Origin of the sequence: Pseudomonas sp. OV546 (genome assembly GCF_900116845.1) — a bacterium.
GTDB classification, from domain to species: Bacteria; Pseudomonadota; Gammaproteobacteria; order Pseudomonadales; family Pseudomonadaceae; genus Aquipseudomonas; species Aquipseudomonas petroselini.
The window spans coordinates 136599-157198 of record NZ_FPCE01000008.1; the positions used below are offsets into that span (position 1 = coordinate 136599).

The following is a 20600-nucleotide window of genomic DNA, read 5'->3' on the forward strand; positions in this document are numbered from 1 at the left end:
AGCCTTTAATGGCTATGCTAGAGTGGATCCAAACGACTAACTGTATGACCGGTGTACGTCATCTCAAAAGGAATGGGGGGCTTTTTGACATAACCGGACAGGCCACGCTGGGGCTCTATGCGCTATTTGCTGATTTTATTGTTGTGCGGGCTGCCGATGCTCGCCAGCGCCATCGAGTTCAACCAGGACACGCGAAGCCTGCCGCTGGGCCGAGCCATGCAAGTGCTCGAAGACCCGACCGACGCCCTCACGATTGCCGACGTCAGCGCGCCTTCCGCCGCCACGCAGTTCAAACCCCACGATAAAGACACGCTGAACGCCGGCTACTCGCGCTCGGTGTTCTGGCTGAAGGTCAATCTGCATTACCTGGCCCAAAACCCCGACGTGCAACGCACCTGGTTGCTGGAGCTGGCGTACCCGCCGCTCGACCACCTCGACCTCTACCTGCCCGACAGCACCGGCACCTACCGCCTGGCCGGGCGCACGGGGGATGCGCTGCCGTTTTCCGCCCGTGAGATTCGCCAGAACAACTACCTGTTCAAGGTCGACTTCACGCCGGGCGAGACAAAAACCGTCTACCTGCGCCTGCAAAGCGAGGGTTCGATCCAGGCGCCATTGACGCTCTGGTCCAGCACGGCCTACCTGGAACAACAGCCGCTGCGCCTGTATGTGTTGGGCCTGATCTATGGCGTGTTGCTGGGGATGCTGGTCTACAACCTGTTCATCTACCTCAGCGTGCGCGACACCAGCTACCTTTATTACATCTTGTATATCGCTTCGTTCGGCATGTATCAGCTGTCGGTGAATGGCGCGGCGGTGGAGTATTTCTGGCCGAACAACCCCTGGTGGGCGAATGCCGCGACGCCGTTCCTGATCGGTGCGGCAGCGCTCTTCGGCAGCCTGTTTGCGCGCAGCTTTTTGCACACCGCCCAGCACAGCCGCTGGATCAACCGTCTACTGCTGGCGCTGGTGGCGGGTGGTGGCGTAGTGATGCTGTTGTCGTTGATGACCAGCTACGCCCTGGCGCTGCGCCTGGCCACCGGTTTGGCATTGGTGTTTACCGTGACCATCTTTGTCGCCGCCATCAAGGCCTGGTATTGCGGCCAGCGGGTGGCGCGCTATTTCATCATTGCCTGGTCGGCGTTCCTGCTGGGTGGGGTGGTGAATACCCTGATGGTGCTGGGCTACCTGCCCAATGTGTTCCTGACCATGTACGCCAGCCAGATCGGCTCCGCCATTGAAGTGGCGCTGTTGTCCCTGGCCTTGGCCGACCGCATCAACGCCATGCGCGAACAACAGGCGCAGATCCTCTTCGATGCCAGCCAGAAGCTCGAGGTGCTCAACGCGCAACTGGCCCGCAGCAACCGGCTCAAGGATGAATTCCTCGCCACCCTGACCCACGAACTGCGCACCCCCATGAACGGTGTGATTGGCTCCCTTGAGCTGATGCAAACCGTGCCCCTGGACGCGGACCTGGCGCAGTACCAGCAAACCGCCGCCGGTTCGGCGCGGGACATGATGCGCATGGTCAACGGCATTCTCACCCTGACCGAATTGCAGGCCGGACGCCTGAATGCCCAGCCCCAGGTGTTCAGCCTGCGCGGTACGCTCGACACCTTGCGCCAGCAGTTCAGCGCCAGCGCCCAGAGCAAAGGCCTGGCGTTTTCCATCGACGTGGCGGACGAACTGCCGGACCGTGTGCTGGGTGACGCCGACAAACTGCTGCAGTGCCTCGATTGCCTGCTCGATAACGCGTTCAAGTTCACCCACGAGGGCTCGGTTCGCCTGCGGGTGGTCGGCGTGCCCCACAGTGACGGTGGCTTGCGCCTGAGCTTTATCGTCACCGACACCGGTATTGGCTTCGCTTTCCTCGACGAGGCCACGCTGTATCAGCGTTTCTTCCAGCTCGATGGTTCCACCACCCGCGAATACGGTGGCCTGGGTATCGGCCTGGCCATTTGTCGGCAGCTGATCGAGTTGCTGGGCGGGCGCCTCACTCATCATTCCGAACCGAGCAAAGGCAGCCGCTTCCAGCTGGAAATGGAAGTCAGCCCGCTACCGGCCGAATCCAGCCCCGTCCCGGATAAGCAGCGCGCCCCGCAGGACTGCTCGGTGCTGCTGGTGGATGACAACAGCGTCGGCCAACTGGTGGTACGCGGCATGCTGCTCAAGCTCGGCTATCGGGTGAAAACCGTAGACAGTGGGCCGAATGCACTGGCGGCCTTGCAGGGTGGGAATTTCGACGCGGTGTTGTTGGACCTTCCCGAAGGTGGCTTCTCATTGTGCTGTCAGATCCGTGCACTGCCTGGTTGCGGCGAGTTGCCGGTAATCGCCTTGAGTACCTCACTGAATGTGTCGGAGCGCGAGCACTGCCATGGCATCGGCGTCTCCGAACGCCTCGCCAAACCCGTACGTTTCGAGGCCTTGCAGGCGGTGTTGGCGCGGCGGTTACTGGGCAAGGTAGAGGGCGAAAGCGCCGGACATTCGGCGGGTATGCCACTGTTTTAAGGCGTATGACGGTGCTTAACTGAAATTCAGGCCTCAAATAAACGTGGCCTTTTCCAGGAGGCCCGTCATGAACCTGCATCAGTTCGCCGAAACCCACGACGTCACCAACCAGCCCCCGTCCCTGGACGGCACCAACCTGTACCGCATCGATTTGCCCCTGCAGGAATGGTCGCGCCGCTTTGGCGCCGGCTGGGCACACGCGCGCATTGATGCGTACGGTGCGTTGGCCGGCGGGCCGCTGATGGAGGCCGGATTCCTGGCGAACCAGAACAAACCGGTGTTCAGCAGCCACGACCGTTATGGCCATCGCATCGACCTAGTGGAGTTTCACCCGGCTTACCACGAGCTGATGCGCACGGCCGTCGAGCACGGCCTGCCGTCGCTGCCGTGGGCTCATCCGCAGTCCGGCGCCCATGTGGCCCGCGCCGCCATGACCTACCTGCACAGCCAGGCCGAAGCGGGCACCGGCTGCCCGCTGACCATGACCTTCGCCTGCGTGCCGGCCCTGCGCCTGCAACCTGACCTTGCCAAGACCTGGCTGCCGAAGATTCTCAGCACCGACTATGACCCGCGCAACGTCGGCATCGCCCATAAGGCCGGTGCCACCATCGGCATGGCCATGACCGAGAAACAAGGCGGCACCGACGTGCGCGCCAACACCACCCGCGCTTACCCCGTAGGCGCGGGCGGCCCCGGCCAGGCGTATGAACTGGTGGGCCACAAGTGGTTCTGCTCGGCGCCGATGTGCGATGCCTTCCTGACGCTGGCCCAGACCGACAAGGGCCTCACCTGTTTCCTGCTGCCCCGGCACCGCCCGGATGACACGCGCAACGAGTTCTATATCCAGCGCCTGAAAAACAAGCTCGGCAACTGCTCCAATGCCTCCAGCGAAGTGGAGTTCCGTGGCGCCCTGGCCTGGATGATCGGCGAGGAAGGTCGTGGCGTGCCGACCATCATCGAGATGGTCGCCATGACCCGCTTTGATTGTATGGTCGGCTCCAGCGCCCTGATGCGCCAGGCGCTGACCCAGGCCAGCCATCATTGTGCCCATCGTTCCGTGGGTGGCCGCGTGCTCAGCGAGCAACCGCTGATGCAGAACGTGCTGGCCGACTTGGCGCTGGAAAGCGAGGCCGCACTGGCCTTGAGCCTGCGCATGGGCCGGGCGCTGGATCACCTGGGTGATGAGCAGGAAGCCAAGTTTTCCCGTCTGGTGACAGCGGTGGGCAAGTATTGGATCTGCAAGCGCGCCCCGGCGATGATCAACGAAGCCGCCGAGTGCATGGGCGGTGCCGGGTATGTCGAGGACAGCATCCTGCCGCGTCTGTACCGTGAGGCGCCGGTGAATTCGACGTGGGAAGGTTCCGGCAATGTGCAGTGCCTGGACGTGCTGCGGGCGTTGTCGAAAGAGCCGGGTGTGTTGGAGGCGCTGTTTGTGGAGTTGGGGGATGGGCATGGCGACCGGCTGTTGGCGCGGCATATCGAACAGCTGAAGTCGGCGTTCATGGACACCCAGGACATCCAATACCGCGCGCGGCAGCTCACCGAGGACATTGCCGTGGCGTTGCAGGCCAAGTTGCTGCTCGAGGCGGGGATTGCGGCGGTGAGTGATGGGTTTATCGCCAGTCGGTTGGGCGAGTCGTCCGGCCGGGTGTATGGCACGTTGCCGCGAGGCGTTGATGTCGACGCCATCGTCGCTCGCTCAAGCCCGCATTCATCTATGTAAACGCGGTCAAAATGTGGGAGGGGGCTTGCCCCCGATAGCGGTTTGTCAGCGACAGAGGTGTTGGCTGACCGTCAGCTATCGGGGGCAAGCCCCCTCCCACATTTACTGCATTCCAACTCTGGTGTTTCGGTGCGGCCGGGATACAGGCAAGATAAAGGCCTGCAAGTCAGAACACAGGATGCTTACCGTGACCGAAGCTTTTGTTGTCGTTCAAACCGCCGAAGAGGCCGTCGATCGGCTGGCGGCTCTGCATGAGCGTGCTACCGGCGCGCTCAATCAAGCCCTCAAGCAATACCTCAAAGACCGCGTCGAGCCCGACGCCGCACAACGTGCGCTGTTTCGCTACCCGGAACTGCGCCTGACCTACCACTGCCACGGCGAAGTCCCTCAGACCACCCGCGCCTATGCCAAGGTCCAGTTGCCGGGGACCTACAGCGTCACCGTCACCCATCCTGCAGCGTTTCGTAAGTACCTGCTGGAACAACTGGTGCCGCTGATGCACGACTTCACCGTGACGGTGGAAGTCGGCGTCAGCCAGCAGAACATCCCGTACCCGTACGTGGTGGAGCAGGGCGACGAACTGGCCGGCTCCGGCGTGACCGCCGCGACCCTGGCGCGCGTGTTCCCCAGCACCGACCTGTCGGCCGCCACCGATGGCATCGCCGATGGCCTCTACGATTGGGAAAACACCGACCCGCTGCCCCTGGCGCTGTTCGATGCTGCCCGCGTGGATTTCTCGTTGCGTCGCCTGGTGCATTACACCGGCAGTGACTGGCGCCATGTACAGCCGTGGATCCTGCTGACCAACTACCACCGTTATGTCGACCAGTTCATCTTGCATGGCCTGGAGCAACTACGCAGCGACCCGCGCTTTATCCGCATGGTGCTGCCGGGCAACGTGGTGATCGACAAGGCCATGGACCACGGCGAAGCGTCGGCGATTGCCGCAGGCGTGGTGTGGCACCGTTACCAGATGCCGGCCTATCACCTGCAAGCCACTGATGGCCACGGTGTGACCCTGGTGAATATCGGCGTCGGCCCGTCCAACGCCAAGAACATCACCGACCACCTGGCGGTGCTGCGCCCGCATTGCTGGCTGATGATTGGCCACTGCGGCGGACTGCGCCAATCCCAGACCATCGGCGATTACGTACTGGCCCACGCCTACATGCGCCGCGACGGGATTCTCGACCGGGTGGTGCCGCCGAATATCCCGATCCCGGCCTTGGCCGAAGTGCAGATGGCCTTGCAGCAAGCGGCTGCCAATGTCACCGGCGAAAAAGGCGAAGAGCTGAAAAAACGCCTGCGCACCGGCACCGTATTGACCTACGACGACCGTAACTGGGAACTGCGCTGGGCCCAGGAGCGCCCGCTGATCAACCTGTCCCGCGCCGTCGCCGTGGACATGGAAAGCGGCACCATCGCGGCCCAGGGTTATCGCCTGCGGGTGCCGTACGGCACGTTGCTGTGTGTGTCGGACAAACCGCTGCACAGCGAAATCAAGCTGCCGGGTTCGGCCAATGCGTTCTATGAACGTGCGGTGAGCCAGCACTTGAAGATCGGCATTGAGGCCGTGGATTTGCTGCGTACCGAACTTAACTCGCTGCACTCGCGCAAACTGCGCAGCTTCGACGAACCGCCGTTCCGCTAAGCGGTTGGGATGGTTATTTAACGGTCAGGCCACTAGCATTGTCGGTCCTGACCGTTAGATGTTCCTTTGCCATGTCCCGTCCCTCCCGTCCCGATTCACGCCGCCCTGGTGTGAAACCCCCGTATTCCGCTGCGCGGCGTGTCGCCAAGGCACCACCGGCCGAGCCGAAGTTGATCCTGTTCAATAAGCCGTTCGATGTGCTGACCCAGTTCAGCGACGAAGGCGGGCGCGCGACCCTCAAGGATTTTATCGACATCCCCGGTATCTACCCGGCGGGCCGCCTGGACCGTGACAGCGAAGGCCTGTTGCTGCTGACCAACGACGGCCAGTTGCAAGCGCGGATTGCCGACCCCAAGCACAAACTGGCGAAAACCTACTGGGTGCAAGTGGAAGGCGAGCCCACCGAAGAGCAGCTGCAACGCTTGCGCGACGGCGTAGCGCTCAACGACGGCAAGACCTTGCCTGCCGAAGCGCGGCTATTGGAAGAGCCCGCGTTATGGCCACGTAACCCGCCCGTGCGCTTTCGCAAAAGCGTGCCGACCCATTGGTTGGAATTGGTGATTCGTGAAGGACGTAACCGCCAGGTGCGGCGTATGACCGCGGCCGTGGGCCTGCCCACGTTGCGCCTGGTGCGTGTACGAATTGGCGATTGGACAATCGATGGCCTGGATCAGGGCCAATGGAAAGAAGTGCCGGCGCGCTTATAAAGCGCCGGACTCGATCAGGCCGATCACCACGCTCTTGATGATGAACGCGGCCACGCCCAGGCCCAGTACGAAGAACAGGATGAACGAGCCAAAGCGCCCGGCCTTGGACTTCTTCGCCAAGTCCCAAACGATAAAGCCCATGAAAATGATCAGGATCGTGACCAGGCCGGTCATCATCCATTCTTCGAAGAGGGCGGGGTCGATGTTGTTCACGGGGTATTTTTCCGACAGGGCAGACGGGAAGTATACGGCAGCGTTACAGACGCAACATTGACCTGGATCGAAGTGCAATCCAAATGTGGGAGGGGGCTTGCCCCCGATAGCGGTGGGTCAGTTGATAAATAACTGACTGACACTCAGCCATCGGGGGCAAGCCCCCTCCCACATTTGACCTTCACCGATCTTAAGTGCGCAGGTGGGTCAGGGGCAGTTCGGTGCTGTTCAATACCTGATTGAGCACAAAGCTGGAACGCACGCTGGTCACGCCTTCAATGCGGGTCAAATGCCCCAGCAGCAGTTTCTGGTAGTGATCCATGTCCGGTACCACCACTTTCAACTGATAGTCAGCATCCATCCCCGTCACCAAACTGCACTCCAGCACTTGCGGCAGGGTGCGGATCGCCGCTTCAAAATTCTCGAAGCGCTCGGGGGTGTGGCGGTCCATGCCGATCAGCACGTAAGCCGTCAGGCTCAGCCCGAGCATCTTGCGGTCGAGCAAGGCGACCTGACGGGAGATGTAGCCGTCGTCCTCCAACTGCTTGACCCGGCGCGAGCACGGCGACGGCGACAAGCCGATGCGTTCGGCCAACTCTTGGTTGGAGATCCTCGCGTCGCGCTGCAATTCCGCCAAAATACTCAGGTCGTATCGGTCAAGCTTGCTCATTGGGATGGCCTTTGTCGTAACTATTGCGGTGAATTATCCATGAAGGGTTAAAAATTGCGCAAGCACTGTTTATTGACGCAATCTTCGCAATCATCTGTCGGGCGCAGGCGGGTATCTTTATCAACAGAATCACCGCCTGGACAACAGTCCACAGCAGCTCGCCCAATCAGGCCTGCTGCGGCCGCCACCTCAGCAGGGTTGAGCCGGCCTCCAGGCTGCACACTGTCCACAAGACGGCGTGAGGTGAGCCAACGTCAAAAGCGTTGAGCCAGGACGAAGTTCTCAAGGGGTGGCCGACGGGTCACCCCTTTTCTTTTGCCTGCTGATAACCTGTGCGAGAACCGGGCCTGGCTTTTCCAGTCTCATGGACAGGCCCTAATCCGCAGTGAGGAATAGCATGAAGCGCATCTGGCGTTTGGCAGGTGTAGGTTTGCTGATGGTCACCGTTGGCGCCCAGGCAGTCGCCGACGAGCGTGACAACGCACCGCGCGGTGACGGCGGTGGTCAGCATGAAAGAGGGCCGGAGGGCGGTCGGCCTGGTGGAAATGAACAGCCGCGTCCGCAGAACAACCCACCGCGCCCGCAAAATGCCCCGCAACGGCCGGAAAACACTCAGGCACGGCCCGAAAACAATCAGCCGCGCCCACAGAATCAGCATTTTGATCGCGGTGGCCAGAACGGTGGTGGCCAATGGCAGGGGCGCCCCCAAGGCAATGAGCAGGGGCGACCGGTGCAACCGCCGCAACCGCAACCCGCGAATAACCTGCCGATCCAGAGTCGCCCCGACACCGTGCGCCAGACCCAGGAACCCCGCCAGGGTTACTACCGCGACATCCCTCGACGCAATGATGGCAACCCGCACTGGGAGGCCGGCGGCCCAGGCTCTCGCCCCGGTGACAACCGCTGGCCAGGCCGCCCCGACGGGCACGGCAATGGCTGGGGCCCAGGCCCGCAACATCGCCCCGGTTACGTGGTCGACCGCTTCCCCGATCACAATTACCGCGTGCCTTACCGTGGCCAGGATTACTTCTACTCCGGCGGCTACTGGTACCGCCCACAAGGCCCACGTTATGTGGTGGTGACGCCGCCGTATGGCATCCGCGTGCATTCCCTGCCGGACTATGCGCGTGAAGTGTGGATAGGCAGTGCGCTGTTCTTCCTCGCAGCGGGCTCTTACTACACCTACGAAAGCAGCTCCCAGCAGTACGTGGTGGTGCAACCGCCGACCGCCGTGCCGTCGCCGCAGCCTACGCCGCAAGGTAATGGTTATGACGTGGTGGCGTATCCCGCCAACGGCCAGTCACCGGCCCAGGTGCAGCAGGACGGTTATGACTGTTATCGCTGGGCGGTGCAGCAAAGTGGTTTCGACCCGCAGCAAGTGACCTACGCCCCCGACCCGGCGGTGGTGCAAACCTACCGCCAGGCCCAGGGCAACTGCCTGAGCAGTCGTGGTTATCAGGTGCAATACTAGGTTTTATTGCCCGTGACCACTTCCCGCGGGTCGGCGTGCACCAGCACTTCAGCGCGCGGGTAGGCTTTGTGAATGGCATCGGCGGCCTGGTCGCTGATGCCATGGGCCACTGACAGCGTCAATTCCCCCGGCAGTTCCAGGTGCAGTTGCACAAACCAGTGGCTGCCGGAAATCCGCGTGCGCAAATCATGCGCACCCAACACCCCCGGTACGCCACGGGCCAGTTCCAGCATGTGCTGGCTGACGTCCGGCGGCAGCTCTTCATCCATCAGCACCGCAAAGCTTTCCCGGGCGATCTGGATCGCGCTCCACAAAATGTAGGCGGCGATGCCCAGGCCGAACCAGGCGTCGACTTGATGAAAGCCCATGCCCGCCAGCACCAGTGCCACGAGAATGCTGCCGTTGAGCATCAAGTCGGAGCGGTAGTGCAGCGAGTCCGCACGCACGGCGTTGGAGCCGGTTTCGCGGATCACCCGGTGTTGCAGTATCAACAGCGCCACCGTCAGTACCAGGGAAAAGATGATCACGCCAATGCTTAACCACGGCGCGCCCACCGGCTCTGGATGTTGCAGGCGCTCGTAGGCCTGGAACGCGATCAGTACCGCACTGCCGCCGATAAACAGCGCCTGGGCCATGCCCGACAGCGACTCGGCCTTGCCATGCCCGTAACGGTGATCGTCATCGGCCGGGCGCAGGGCGTAATGCACCGCGACCAGGTTCAGCAGCGAAGTCACGCCGTCCAGCAGGGAGTCGGTCAAGCCGGCGAGCATGCTCACCGAGCCGCTGAGCCACCAGGCGATGGCCTTGGTGATAATCAGTGCACAGGCCACGCCCACCGACGCGCGGGTGGCCAGGCGCAGGAGCCTGGCGTGTTCGGGGCTGATGGTCATAGACGGTCCTTAAGCGGCGGGTTGCAGGCCAAGGCTGGCGAGCTGTTGCACGCTGCCCTTGAACTGGATCATGCGCGGGTCGTCGAGCGGCAGGGTGCGGCCGGTTTCTTTCTGGATGATGCTTTGCAGTTTGGCGTTGTCGACCTTGCCATCGGCGCCAATGGCTTCGTGGAGTTTTTGCGGGTCGACCTGGGCGGTCTTGCCCGGTTCGAAATAGATTGCGCCGGTGGCGAAGTCCACGCCAAACGCGATCAGGCCAGGGATCACATAAAACAGCAGGCCCACGGCATCGAGCACGGCAATGGTCGGGTCGATCTTGCCGTCGATCTGGCCACGGCGGTCGGGGTAGAAAATCGAGCCGCAAGCCGTCAGTTGGCTCAGCAGGGTGACGGCGAGGACACCGCCGATGACACGGGAAGCGATACGCATGGAAACTCTCCTGAACACGGTTGATACGGGACTATATAGCAACGGTCTTATGGCAATGGCCTTGAGACCATCGTCGGCACTCGGCAGTTCGCCGTTATACTCGCCGCTCTGCTTTGGAGCCAGTATGAATTCGTTGCCGATTGATGATGTTTTACCCGCCCTGCGTGACGCCTTGGCGATTCGCCATGAGGCCGTGCTGGAAGCGCCGCCCGGCGCCGGTAAAACCACCCGTGTGCCGTTGGCGTTGTTGAATGAGCCATGGCTGACCGGGCAGACCATTCTGATGCTCGAACCCCGTCGTCTCGCCGCCCGTGCGGCGGCCGAACGCTTGGCCAGCGAGTTGGGCGAGAAGGTCGGTGAAACCGTCGGCTATCGCATCCGCCTGGACAGCAAAGTCGGCCCCAACACCCGCATCGAAGTGGTCACCGAAGGCATCCTCACCCGCCGCCTGCAGGACGACCCGGCGCTGGACGGCGTGGGCCTGCTGATCTTCGATGAGTTCCATGAACGCAGCCTTGATGCCGACCTGGCGCTGGCCCTGAGCCTGAATGGCCGCGAGCTGTTTCGCGATGAGCAACCGCTGAAAATCCTGCTGATGTCCGCCACCCTCGAAGGCGAACGCCTGGCCAGCCTGCTGGATGACGCGCCGATCCTGCGCAGCGAAGGGCGTATGTTCCCGGTGCAGATGCGCTGGGGGCGGCCGTACCAGCCGGGTGAATTCATCGAGCCGCGTGTTGTGCAAACGATCCTCGAAGCCCTGCATGACGAAACCGGCAGCGTGCTGGTGTTCTTGCCGGGGCAGGCGGAGATTCGCCGGGTCAACCAGCAGTTGGCCGATGCCTTGGGCGATCGCACCGATGTGCTGCTGTGCCCGTTGCATGGCGAGCTCGACCTCAACGCCCAGCGCGCGGCCATCGACCCGGCGCCCGCGGGCAAACGCAAAGTCGTGCTGGCGACCAACATCGCCGAGACCAGCCTGACCATCAACGGCGTGCGCGTGGTGATCGATGCCGGGTTGGCGCGGGTGCCGCGTTTCGACCCCGGCAGCGGCATGACCCGCCTCGACACCCAACGTATCTCCCGCGCCAGTGCCACCCAGCGCGCCGGCCGGGCAGGGCGTCTGGAACCTGGGGTGTGTTATCGCTTGTGGTCCGAGGACCAGCATGAAGGGTTGGCTGCGTACGGCAGTGCGGAAATTCTGGCGGCCGACCTGGCCGGCCTGGCGCTGCAGTTGGCGCGCTGGGGCGTCACGCCTGCGCAGTTGGTATGGCTGGATGTGCCGCCGACCGCTGCGTATGCCCAGGCTCAGGATTTGTTGCAGCGCCTCGGCGCCTTGAATGACGACACGCTCACCGCCCATGGGCAGAAGATGGCCGAGCTGCCGGCCCATCCGCGTATCGCCCATTTGTTGCTGCGCGGGCAAGATCTCGGGTTGGCGGCGACGGCATGCGACGTGGCCGCCTTGCTGGGAGAGCGCGATATCTTGCGCGGTGGCGGTGCGGATTTGCACAGTCGGCTGGCGCTTCTGTCCGGCGAGGAGCGCGCCCGCGGCAGCCAAGGCGGCGTGCAGCGGGCCAAGCAACTGGCGCGACAATATCGTGGCTACTTAAGAGGCCAGGCGGCTCAACCCGTTGCCGACCCCGATCACCCGCGCTGGCTCGGTGCCTTGCTGGCCCTGGCCTACCCGGACCGTGTCGCCCAGCAACGGCGCCCCGGTGGTGCCGAATACCGCCTGGCCAATGGCCGCGCTGCAGTGTTCGCCGAGGCTGACAGCCTCATGAAGCAACCCTGGCTGGTCATCGCCGATCTGGGCAGTCGCCAGGGCCAGCGTGAAGAACGCATCTACCTGGCGGCGGATTTTGACCCGATGCTGTTCGACACGGTGCTCGCCGAACAAGTGTGCAACGTCGACCAGTTGGACTGGGATGAACGCGAAGGCGTGCTGCGCGCCGAACGCCAACGCAAAGTCGGCGAATTGGTGCTCAGCCGTGAGCCGTTGACCGGTCTCGACGAATCCGCACGCAGCCAGGCGCTGGTCAACCTGGTGCGCCGCAAAGGCCTGGAACTGCTGCCGTGGACGCCGGAGCTGCGCCAGTGGCAGGCCCGCGTCATGCTGCTGCGCCAGCTGGACGCCGGTAAAACCAGCGAATGGCCCGACATCAGCGACAAGGCGTTGCTCGCCAGCCTCGAGCACTGGCTGATGCCCTATCTGGGCAAAGTCTCGCGGCTGAGCCACTTCGCCAGTCTGGATATCTCCAGCTTCCTGCACAACCTGCTGCCCTGGCCGTTGCCCCAGCGCCTGGACGAACTGGCGCCGCAGCACGTGAAAGTGCCGTCGGGTTCGTCGGTGCGGCTGGACTACAGCGAGCAGCCGCCGATTCTGGCGGTGCGTTTGCAGGAATTGTTCGGGCTGGCGGATACACCCCGCATTGCCGGCGGACGCCAGGTGGTGAAGCTGCACCTGCTGTCCCCGGCGCGTCGGCCGGTGCAGGTGACGCAGGACCTGGCGAACTTCTGGCGCAGTACCTACGCCGAGGTGAAGAAGGATTTGAAGGGGCGGTACCCGAAGCACTATTGGCCGGATGATCCGTTGGTGGCTGAAGCAACTGCGCGGATAAAACCTCGCAAGTCGTAACGCCACAGGTCCAAATGTGGGAGGGGGCTTGCCCCCGATGGCGGTCTGTCAGCTAGAGAGGTATTGGCTGACACACTGCCATCGGGGGCAAGCCCCCTCCCACATGGGTTTTGCGGTGTTGGTTATGGCGCGGCGGGCAGCAGGAAGCGGGCAATCACCGGAAGATGGTTGGAAATACGCAACGTATCCTCCTGGCGCACCTTCGCCTCCACCCGCTTGATCCGCGGGCTGTAGAACAGGTAGTCCAGCGTGCGGTCGGGCCCGTCCACGCTCGGGTCGTTGGGGAAGTGGGTCAACCATTTCTCACGGTCAATCCCGCTGGATTGGCTATTACTCGGGATCATCGGGTACTTGTCCCACAGCAAATGCAGCTCGCTGTCCGGCGAATACTGCCCGCGCTTGCCGGCGTCCAGGCGCAGGAATTGCCCCAGGGGCAGCAGGTTGAAATCGCCACCGATCAGCCAGGGCGTGCCACGGCCTTCGAATTTATCCAGCAGCTTGACCGTGGTTTTTACTTGTTCCTGCACCGCACTGCGCCCAGGGCTATCACCGTCCAGGCGGGTATTGAGCACGGCCAGTTGGCCACCGTCGCTCAGCGGCAGGTAGGTCAACAGCAGGGCGGGCTTGGGTTGGAACTGGCGGCTGATGATATTGGCTTCGGGCGCCGGCAGCTGCAGGCGTTCGGCGTGCTCGATCTGGTAGCGGCTCAGTGTCGCCAGCTTGCGACCGACGCTGCCGAAGATATGCCAGTCGGGAACAAAGTCGGCCTTCCAGTCGAAGGCCTGGACGCTGCAGGGGTAGAGGTCGACCAGGCGCTCTTGCAGCAGGGCAAGCTGGTCCTGGTAATGGGAGGGCTTGGCGTTTTCGTCGAGTTCCTGCAGCAGCAGGATGTCGGGTTGTTCATCGCGAATCACCCGTGCCACTTCGTCGAGGCTGGCGGCCATGTCTTCCACGGTGGGACGGTCGTCCGGGCCACTGCCGTCGGCGGTGTCGTACCAGAACACGTAGTTCTTGCCGGCCAGGTATTGCACGTTCCAGGTCATGACCTTGAGCGCCTGCCCCGGCAGCAGCGTGGGCGCACGCGGTGCAACGCAGCTCACCGGCAGGGTTTCCTTCGGCTCGGGGCGCCAGGTGAGGCTGTAGATCAGGGTGACGAGCAGGCCTGTGATGATCAACAGGCCCAGCAGGGTGATGCGCAATAAACGGGTCATCGGCTCGGCTTATAGCGTTTCAGGAGTGGCACGGAGCATATCACCGTGCGTCTGCATCGCCACCGATCAGCATGAATAAACGAAACAGCACCACGCTGGTAAACAGTTGCAGGAAGCTGTGGGCGCTGTCCAGCAACAGTCCCAGCAGCGGCGCAGGCTCGGGATACGCCGCAACACTGGCGCCCTTGAGCAGCCACAAGGGGGTCATCACACACAGCAGGCACACCAGGATCATCCAGAAATGCCCACGGCTCAGGCGGAAGCTTTCCTTCATCGCCTCCAGCGCCGGCATGCCGCGCAGCACCAGCAGGTACTCGGCAAAGGCCAGCACCACCATCAGCCACAGGCCCGGCAGGAAGTATAGCGACAGCCCCAACAGGATCAGCAGCGTGCTCATGGCCGTCAGCAGGGCGAAGCGCGGCCACAGGGTGAGGGCCATGGCCCATATATCTTTAGTGCGCGGCGACTCGCCCCGTGTGCGAGCATCCAGAAACAGGATCAGCGCGCCTGTGTACAGCGGGTACACCAGCAACCCCACCACCACGCTGTAGCCGGGGAACGCATCCGGGCCCACCACGTGGTTGAGCACCTGTTGCAGCAGGGCTTCGAAAATCACCAACGGCAAGCACAGCTGGACGATGGCGCCCAGGTTGCGTTGGGTGAAGCGGAAAGAGTCGCGCAATACGTCTAACGGATTCATCAAGTTCATCGCAGGCCTGAAAGCAAGGGCAACACTTTAACCGATCATCACTGGCGGTAAGCAAACGTAAACCTTGAGTAAAGACCATTGAAACAACTCGTAACACCCCCATAACTAGGACGGCGCCTGATTAAAGGCGACACCACGATTTCTACCGGCAATCTAACGAGGTCGCCATGAACAGCGAAGAGCAAACCCTGATCGATGGACTGTTTTCACGGTTGCAGCAAGCCGAAACGGACTCAGCCCCCCGCGACGCCCAGGCCGAAGCGCGGATCAAGGAGCACATGACTCGCCAACCGGCCGCTGGGTACTACATGACCCAGTCGATTTTGGTGCAGGAACACGCGCTCAAGAGTCTCGACGCGCAGAACAAACAGCAGGCGCAGCAGATCCAGCAATTGCAGGATGAGCTGCAACGGGCTAAATCAGCACAACCTGCGCCTTCGAGTGGCGGTGGGTTCTTGTCGAGCATCTTTGGCGGCGGCGGTTCCCGTGACCCGCAACCCGCCCAAAATGCGCCGACGTCCTCCGGCGGTGGCTGGCGTGAACCGGCACGGCCGTCCTTTGGCCAGCCGGCGCCGCAGCAGAATTATCAACAGCCGCAACAGGCGCCTGCCGCAGCGCCAGTGGGCAGCGGTTTCCTCGGCGGCGCGATGAAAACCGCTGCCGGCGTGGCCGGTGGTGTGTTGCTGGCCGAAGGTATCAGCAGCCTGTTCAACCACAACTCGCAACAACCGCAAGTGGTGGAAGAAATCATCCGCGAAGAGCCGGCGCCTGCCAGTGACAACGGCAACTGGGGCAATGATGACCAGAAGTTTGCCGGTAACGACAGTTGGGGCAGCAACAGCTCGGACAGCTTCGCAGACAGCGATTATTCCGACGACTCTTCCTCTTTCGGCGATGACGATTCCTTCGTCTGACGCATCTTGGCCGGGGCGCTTCGTCGCCCCGGTCTGATTTTTCCCGGCAACTCACTCGCGGCTGGCATACTGGCACCCTTTCCGGGCCCTGGCGCCTGGCTGTCATGAGGAAGTGCGGTGAAGAAAATTGCAGTGTTCGCCGATGTTCAGAACCTCTATTACACCGTCCGCCAGGCCTATGGTTGCCACTTCAACTACGCCGCTTTGTGGGCTGATATCAGCTCGCGCGGGCAGATCGTCGAGGCGTACGCGTATGCCATCGACCGTGGCGACAGCAAGCAGCAGCAATTCCAGCAGATCCTGCGCAACCTGGGCTTTACGGTAAAACTCAAGCCCTACATCCAGCGCAGCGACGGTTCGGCCAAGGGCGACTGGGACGTGGGCATCACCATCGACATCATGGACGCCGCCGACCACGTCGACGAAATCGTGCTGGCTTCCGGCGACGGTGATTTCGACATGCTGCTCGACCGCATCATCAATAAGCATGGCGTCGAAGCGGTGGCCTACGGCGTACCGGGGCTGACGGCCAACTCGCTGATACGCGCGGCCAGCCGCTACGTGCCGATCGAAGGCGCGCTGCTGCTCAAATAGAGCGCGGCGGCTTAATAAACAGTTAGACGGAGTGGGAACAGGTTTGGAACGTATAGCGGTCATCGACTTTGAAACCACCGGCATTACGCCGAACAGTCATTGCCGGGCCACGGAGATCGCTGTGGTCATCCTTGAGCGTGGCCAGATCGTGGACCGCTACCAGAGCCTGATGAACGCCGGCGTGCGCGTGCCGGGCTTTATCGAACAACTCACCGGCATCAGCAACGCCATGCTGCGCAGCGCGCCACCGGCCGAGCGGGTGATGAACGAAGTCAACGAATTCGTCGGGACCACGCCACTGATGGCGCACAACGCCGCGTTCGACCAGAAATTCTGGGACTACGAACTGGGCTTGATCCGCCGCACCCGCCTGCAAAAATTCGCCTGCTCCCTGCTACTGGCTCGCCGCTTGATGCCCACCGCGCCCAACCACAAACTCGGCACGCTCAACGCCTTCGCCCAACTGCCCCACACCGGCAAGGCTCACCGGGCGATGGCGGATGCGGAGATGGCCGCCAACCTGACCGCGCACCTGGCCCAGGAACTGCGCAGCACCCACGGCTTGCGCGAGCTATCCCACGAACTGCTGTGCACCTTGCAGAAAGTGCCAGCGGCGAAGATCAATGAGCACCTGAAGAAGCATCGCGGGTTCTGACCTCGCCACAAATCCGTGTGGGAGCGTGCTTTTGTGGTGAGCGGGCTTGCTGTGGTAAGCGGGCTTTTTGTGGTGAGCGGGCTTGCCCCGCGCTGGGCTGCGAAGCAGCCCCAATTAAGGACGCCGCGTTCTTTCAGTTAGAACGGGGTATCAGGTTTTGGGGCTGCTCCGCAGCCCAGCGCGGGGCAAGCCCGCTCACCACAAAAAGTCCGCTCGCCACATGCTATCGCGACTGCACACACTCCAACGCCCGATCCACCACCCCCTTCGCCATCTCCACCGCGCAATGCAGCAAATCCGCCGCATGGGCGAGGGCGTCTTCGAAACTCAGGTTGTCGTTCAGGGCGAAATGAGGTGCGTCCGGGGCGCAGGCTTTGAGGTAGTAGTCGATGGCTCGGCGGTTGAGCAGGGCATCTTCGCTGGGGAAGTTTGCTTGGGGATCAGTTGAGGTTGCTTTGACCATGTTGAATCTCCGGGACTTGTAACTCTCTCCTCCGCCAATTTCGGCTTGCACTTCCGGTCATCGAGGGATCGATGGCGTGGAGAAGACTAGTGGTGGAGTTCGCCCAGAACAAGACATCAAACGTCGCTCGGAAATGTCCTTCAAAAGAACGGGAAGTAGTGAGTCGATTGACGCCATCGCAGGCTAGCCCGGCGCCCACAGTTGGAATGCATTACAAATGTGGGAGCCGGGCTTGCCCGCGATGGCGGCGGTTCAGCCACCATTTTTCCCATTGCCCTCCAACTGCCCCAACGGCACCCGCCGCTCTATCGCGCTCGACAAAATGATCGACGTCTTGCTGAACCCGAACTTCGCGATCCGGTTGATTAGATTCTCCAACTCCGGCATCGAGCCCACCGCCGCCTGCATGATCACGCACGGGTCACCGGTCACCCGATGGCATTCCGTCAGCTCAGGGATTTCCGCCAATGCGTCATAAACCTTCTGGCTCCCATGATTGGTCAGTCGCAGTTCAATCACGCACTGAATCGGCAAACCTACTTTCGACAAGTCCACCTTGGCCTGATACCCGGTGATCACGCCGCAGGCCTCCAGCTTGGCCACGCGCTCGGCCACGGCGGGGGCGGAGAGGTTTACCGTGCGGGCCAATTGCGCGTAGGACGCGCGGCCGTCTTCGAGCAGGGCGCTGAGGAGCATACGGTCGTATTTGTCCATGATAAGGCTCCAGTTGCGTGCGGCTTTCGAAAACACGGGTTATAGCGTTCATAACCATGCTTTGAAAAGTGTAACGGCGTTTTAAACAGGTTTTGTAACTTATGTTTAACGACCTGCTTTTTTAGAATAAGCCTCCTATCTCATGCCGCAGAGCTACCCAATGCCTGGCCCACGTCGCTTCCCCTTACCGTTGATCGCTGCCTTTTTTGCGTTGTATGTGATTTGGGGGTCCACCTATTTAGTGATTCGCATCGGCGTGGAGTACTGGCCGCCGCTGATGCTGGGCGGGATTCGTTTTCTGGTGGCGGGTGCGGCGATGTACGGGTTTTTGCGCTGGCGTGGAGCGCCCGCGCCGACGTGGGAGCAGTGGAAGGCGGCGGCCACGATTGGCATTTTGCTGCTGACCTTCGGCAATGGCGCAGTGAGTGTGGCCGAGCACACTGGCGTGTCGTCCGGCGTGGCGGCACTGGCGGTGGCGACCGTACCGCTGTTCACGTTGTTGTGCGGTTATTTCTGGGGCGCGCGCAATACCCGGCTGGAATGGGCGGGCGTGATCTTGGGGATGATCGGCATCGCTATGCTCAATATGGGCAGCACGTTGCAATCGAGCCCGATGGGTGCTGCTTTGCTGCTGTTTGCTGCGGCGTCGTGGGCGTTTGGTTCGGTGTGGAGTCGGCGCCTGCCGTTGCCACCGGGAGCCATGGCCAGCGCTGCGGAAATGCTGGTGGCCGGCGTGACGCTGTTGATCGCCAGCGCGCTCACCGGCGAACGCCTGCAAGCCATGCCGCCGCTGGAAGGCTGGCTGGCCCTGGCGTACCTGGCCGTGTTCGGCTCGATCATCGCCTTCAACGCTTATATGTACCTGCTCAAGCACGTACGTCCCGCAGCGGCGACCAGTTATGCCTACGTCAACCCCGCAGTGGCGGTGTTGCTGGGGATCGTGTTTATCGGCGAGACCATCGGCCTGGAAGAAGCCTTGGCGATGTTGGTGATCATCAGCGCGGTGCTGCTGATCAGCTTGCCCCAGTGGCGAAAGCCCAAGCCGGAAATAAGGTAAACTGCGGCGCATTACGCCCTTGCGCTGAATTTTTCCTACGGTAAACACATGACTTTCGCCACCCTTGGCCTGATCGAACCCTTGCTGCGCGCCCTTGAGACGCTTGGCTACCAGACCCCGACGCCGGTGCAGGCGCAAGCCATTCCGGCGGTGCTGGCCGGTCGCGACCTGATGGCCGCGGCCCAGACCGGCACTGGCAAGACCGCCGGTTTTGCCGTGCCGCTGCTGCAACTGCTGACCACCGAAGGGCCGAAAGTCGCCGCCAACTCGGCGCGTGCGCTGATCCTGTGCCCGACCCGCGAGCTGGCCGAGCAGGTTCATGCCAGCGTCGCCGAGTACGCCCAACACCTGCCACTCACCACCTACGCGGTGTACGGCGGCGTGAGCATCAACCCGCAGATGATGAAGCTGCGCAAAGGTGTCGATATTCTGGTCGCCACGCCTGGCCGCCTGATCGACCTGTTCCGCCAGAACGCGCTGAAACTCAACCAGCTGCAAACCCTGGTGCTGGATGAAGCCGACCGCATGCTCGACCTGGGCTTCTCCGAAGAGCTGGCGAACATCTACCGCATGTTGCCGAAAAAGCGCCAGACCCTGCTGTTCTCCGCGACCTTTTCCGATGAGATCCGCCTGCTGGCCGGGCAGATGCTCAACGACCCGCTGACCATCGAAGTCAGCCCGCGCAACGTCGCCGCCAACACCGTGAAGCAGTGGGTGGTGCCGGTGGACAAGAAGCGCAAGCCGGAGCTGTTTGTGCACTTGATGCGCAAAGGCCGCTGGAAGCAGGTGCTGGTGTTCGCCAAGACCCGTAACGGCGTGGATGCGCTGGTGGATAAGTTGCAAGGCCTGGGCATCAACGCCGACGGTATCCACGGCGACAAACCACAAGCCACCCGCCAACGTGCGCTGGACCGCTTCAAGTCGAGCGAAGTGCAGATCCTGGTGGCCACCGACGTGGCGGCCCGTGGCCTGGACATCGAAGATTTGCCGCTGGTGGTCAACTTCGACCTGCCGATCGTGGCCGAGGATTACATCCACCGCATCGGTCGTACCGGGCGTGCGGGCAACACCGGCGAGGCGATTTCCCTGGTGTGTGCCGATGAAGTGAACATGCTGTCGGCGATCGAGATGCTCACGCGTCAGACCCTGACCCGCAAGATGGAGCCGGACTTCGAACCGGAGCACCGTGTGCCGGACACCGACGCCAGTGGGCAGGTGGTGAAGAAGCCGAAAAAACCGAAGAAGCCTAAAACGTCGGGGGGTGGCGGTAAGCGCAACCTGGGTAAGTGGGTGGACAGCGGGGATGCGGCGCCGGTGGAGCCTTCGATCAAGCCGGTGCGCAAGGTGCCGGTGTTCAATACTGGGCCGCGTAAGAAGAAGTGATTT

At 62.3% G+C, this 20600-nt stretch carries 19 protein-coding genes; 11 read left to right on the forward strand and 8 right to left on the reverse strand.

Features of this window, described 5'->3' with window-relative positions; translation table 11 throughout:
• The first annotated feature begins 117 nt into the window (after window positions 1–117).
• From BM403_RS19355 to BM403_RS19370, 4 genes are all read left to right on the forward strand, one after another.
• Window positions 118–2508, forward strand: coding sequence for a hybrid sensor histidine kinase/response regulator (locus BM403_RS19355; RefSeq protein WP_015886044.1), 2391 nt, complete (start codon window positions 118–120; stop codon window positions 2506–2508).
• A 67-nt stretch (window positions 2509–2575) separates the two neighbouring features.
• Window positions 2576–4231 carry an acyl-CoA dehydrogenase family protein gene (locus BM403_RS19360; RefSeq protein ID WP_093544230.1) on the forward strand — a complete coding sequence of 552 codons (1656 nt, stop codon included), beginning with the start codon at window positions 2576–2578 and terminating at the stop codon, window positions 4229–4231.
• 178 nt (window positions 4232–4409) lie between these two features.
• Window positions 4410–5882: an AMP nucleosidase gene (gene amn, locus BM403_RS19365; RefSeq protein ID WP_162471075.1), complete on the forward strand. Its 1473-nt coding sequence runs from the start codon at window positions 4410–4412 to the stop codon at window positions 5880–5882.
• A 71-nt stretch (window positions 5883–5953) separates the two neighbouring features.
• Window positions 5954–6589, forward strand: a complete 636-nt coding sequence (locus BM403_RS19370) for a pseudouridine synthase (protein ID WP_046036578.1) — start codon at window positions 5954–5956, stop codon at window positions 6587–6589.
• Here the strand turns inward: BM403_RS19370 and BM403_RS19375 are convergent.
• Window positions 6584–6793, reverse strand: a complete 210-nt coding sequence (locus tag BM403_RS19375; RefSeq protein ID WP_025999909.1) for a DUF2788 domain-containing protein — start codon at window positions 6791–6793, stop codon at window positions 6584–6586. The two genes, BM403_RS19370 and BM403_RS19375, sit on opposite strands and share 6 nt — an antisense overlap.
• 199 nt (window positions 6794–6992) lie before the next feature.
• Window positions 6993–7472 carry an Lrp/AsnC family transcriptional regulator gene (locus BM403_RS19380; protein ID WP_003176264.1) on the reverse strand — a complete coding sequence of 160 codons (480 nt, stop codon included), beginning with the start codon at window positions 7470–7472 and terminating at the stop codon, window positions 6993–6995.
• A gap of 397 nt (window positions 7473–7869) precedes the next feature.
• Between BM403_RS19380 and BM403_RS19385 the strand changes: the two genes are divergently transcribed.
• A complete protein-coding gene (locus BM403_RS19385) occupies window positions 7870–8943 on the forward strand; it encodes a DUF6515 family protein (RefSeq protein ID WP_046036579.1) in 1074 nt (357 codons plus the stop codon).
• Here BM403_RS19385 and BM403_RS19390 read toward each other — a convergent pair.
• Window positions 8940–9833 (reverse strand): cation diffusion facilitator family transporter, encoded by an 894-nt coding sequence (locus BM403_RS19390; protein ID WP_093544232.1) that lies wholly within the window; start codon window positions 9831–9833, stop codon window positions 8940–8942. The two genes, BM403_RS19385 and BM403_RS19390, sit on opposite strands and share 4 nt — an antisense overlap.
• Before the next feature lie 9 nt (window positions 9834–9842).
• Entirely contained in the window at window positions 9843–10262 is a 420-nt protein-coding gene (locus tag BM403_RS19395; protein WP_043205945.1) for a hypothetical protein, read from the reverse strand.
• 124 nt (window positions 10263–10386) lie between these two features.
• On the opposite strand from BM403_RS19395, the gene hrpB reads away from it, so the two are divergent.
• The gene (gene hrpB, locus BM403_RS19400; protein ID WP_093544234.1) at window positions 10387–12897 is read left to right on the forward strand and encodes an ATP-dependent helicase HrpB; all 2511 of its coding nucleotides are present in this window, start codon (window positions 10387–10389) and stop codon (window positions 12895–12897) included.
• Between the two features lie 122 nt (window positions 12898–13019).
• Here hrpB and BM403_RS19405 read toward each other — a convergent pair whose 3' ends face one another.
• Both BM403_RS19405 and BM403_RS19410 read right to left on the reverse strand, forming a co-directional pair.
• Window positions 13020–14108, reverse strand: a complete 1089-nt coding sequence (locus tag BM403_RS19405) for an endonuclease/exonuclease/phosphatase family protein (RefSeq protein ID WP_015886036.1) — start codon at window positions 14106–14108, stop codon at window positions 13020–13022.
• 40 nt (window positions 14109–14148) lie between these two features.
• Window positions 14149–14808: a YciC family protein gene (locus BM403_RS19410; protein WP_015886035.1), complete on the reverse strand. Its 660-nt coding sequence runs from the start codon at window positions 14806–14808 to the stop codon at window positions 14149–14151.
• 176 nt (window positions 14809–14984) lie between these two features.
• Here BM403_RS19410 and BM403_RS19415 point away from each other — a divergent pair, with 176 nt between their 5' ends.
• The 3 genes from BM403_RS19415 to BM403_RS19425 all read left to right on the forward strand — a co-directional run bounded on the left by BM403_RS19415 (window position 14985) and on the right by BM403_RS19425 (window position 16980).
• Entirely contained in the window at window positions 14985–15731 is a 747-nt protein-coding gene (locus tag BM403_RS19415; RefSeq protein ID WP_093544236.1) for a DUF2076 domain-containing protein, read from the forward strand.
• 117 nt (window positions 15732–15848) lie between these two features.
• Window positions 15849–16325, forward strand: a complete 477-nt coding sequence (locus BM403_RS19420; protein WP_015886033.1) for a LabA-like NYN domain-containing protein — start codon at window positions 15849–15851, stop codon at window positions 16323–16325.
• Between the two features lie 43 nt (window positions 16326–16368).
• Window positions 16369–16980, forward strand: a complete 612-nt coding sequence (locus tag BM403_RS19425) for a 3'-5' exonuclease (protein ID WP_015886032.1) — start codon at window positions 16369–16371, stop codon at window positions 16978–16980.
• Between the two features lie 223 nt (window positions 16981–17203).
• On the opposite strand, the gene BM403_RS19430 is transcribed toward BM403_RS19425, so the two are convergent.
• Complete coding sequence (locus BM403_RS19430) at window positions 17204–17443, reverse strand: DUF3077 domain-containing protein (protein ID WP_093544238.1); 240 nt, start codon at window positions 17441–17443, stop codon at window positions 17204–17206.
• Window positions 17444–17695: 252 nt separating this feature from the next.
• Window positions 17696–18157: an Lrp/AsnC family transcriptional regulator gene (locus BM403_RS19435; protein WP_046036585.1), complete on the reverse strand. Its 462-nt coding sequence runs from the start codon at window positions 18155–18157 to the stop codon at window positions 17696–17698.
• 160 nt (window positions 18158–18317) lie between these two features.
• Between BM403_RS19435 and yedA the strand changes: the two genes are divergently transcribed.
• Together yedA and BM403_RS19445 are read left to right on the forward strand one after the other, a co-directional pair.
• The gene (yedA, locus tag BM403_RS19440) at window positions 18318–19214 is read left to right on the forward strand and encodes a drug/metabolite exporter YedA (protein ID WP_093544369.1); all 897 of its coding nucleotides are present in this window, start codon (window positions 18318–18320) and stop codon (window positions 19212–19214) included.
• A gap of 48 nt (window positions 19215–19262) precedes the next feature.
• A complete protein-coding gene (locus BM403_RS19445; protein WP_015886026.1) occupies window positions 19263–20597 on the forward strand; it encodes an RNA helicase RhlE1 in 1335 nt (444 codons plus the stop codon).
• Window positions 20598–20600: the final 3 nt, after the last annotated feature.

Coding starts and splice junctions, on each gene's coding strand:
- BM403_RS19360 (WP_093544230.1), top strand. CDS start 2,576: ATGAACCTGCATCAGTTCGCCGAAACCCACGACGTCACCAACCAGCCC.
- amn (WP_162471075.1), top strand. CDS start 4,410: ATGCTTACCGTGACCGAAGCTTTTGTTGTCGTTCAAACCGCCGAAGAG.
- BM403_RS19445 (WP_015886026.1), top strand. CDS start 19,263: ATGACTTTCGCCACCCTTGGCCTGATCGAACCCTTGCTGCGCGCCCTT.
- BM403_RS19390 (WP_093544232.1), bottom strand. CDS start 9,833: ATGACCATCAGCCCCGAACACGCCAGGCTCCTGCGCCTGGCCACCCGC.
- BM403_RS19435 (WP_046036585.1), bottom strand. CDS start 18,157: ATGGACAAATACGACCGTATGCTCCTCAGCGCCCTGCTCGAAGACGGC.
- BM403_RS19430 (WP_093544238.1), bottom strand. CDS start 17,443: ATGGTCAAAGCAACCTCAACTGATCCCCAAGCAAACTTCCCCAGCGAA.
- BM403_RS19380 (WP_003176264.1), bottom strand. CDS start 7,472: ATGAGCAAGCTTGACCGATACGACCTGAGTATTTTGGCGGAATTGCAG.
- BM403_RS19405 (WP_015886036.1), bottom strand. CDS start 14,108: ATGACCCGTTTATTGCGCATCACCCTGCTGGGCCTGTTGATCATCACA.
- yedA (WP_093544369.1), top strand. CDS start 18,318: ATGCCTGGCCCACGTCGCTTCCCCTTACCGTTGATCGCTGCCTTTTTT.
- BM403_RS19355 (WP_015886044.1), top strand. CDS start 118: ATGCGCTATTTGCTGATTTTATTGTTGTGCGGGCTGCCGATGCTCGCC.
- BM403_RS19410 (WP_015886035.1), bottom strand. CDS start 14,808: ATGAATCCGTTAGACGTATTGCGCGACTCTTTCCGCTTCACCCAACGC.
- hrpB (WP_093544234.1), top strand. CDS start 10,387: ATGAATTCGTTGCCGATTGATGATGTTTTACCCGCCCTGCGTGACGCC.
- BM403_RS19385 (WP_046036579.1), top strand. CDS start 7,870: ATGAAGCGCATCTGGCGTTTGGCAGGTGTAGGTTTGCTGATGGTCACC.
- BM403_RS19370 (WP_046036578.1), top strand. CDS start 5,954: ATGTCCCGTCCCTCCCGTCCCGATTCACGCCGCCCTGGTGTGAAACCC.
- BM403_RS19415 (WP_093544236.1), top strand. CDS start 14,985: ATGAACAGCGAAGAGCAAACCCTGATCGATGGACTGTTTTCACGGTTG.
- BM403_RS19395 (WP_043205945.1), bottom strand. CDS start 10,262: ATGCGTATCGCTTCCCGTGTCATCGGCGGTGTCCTCGCCGTCACCCTG.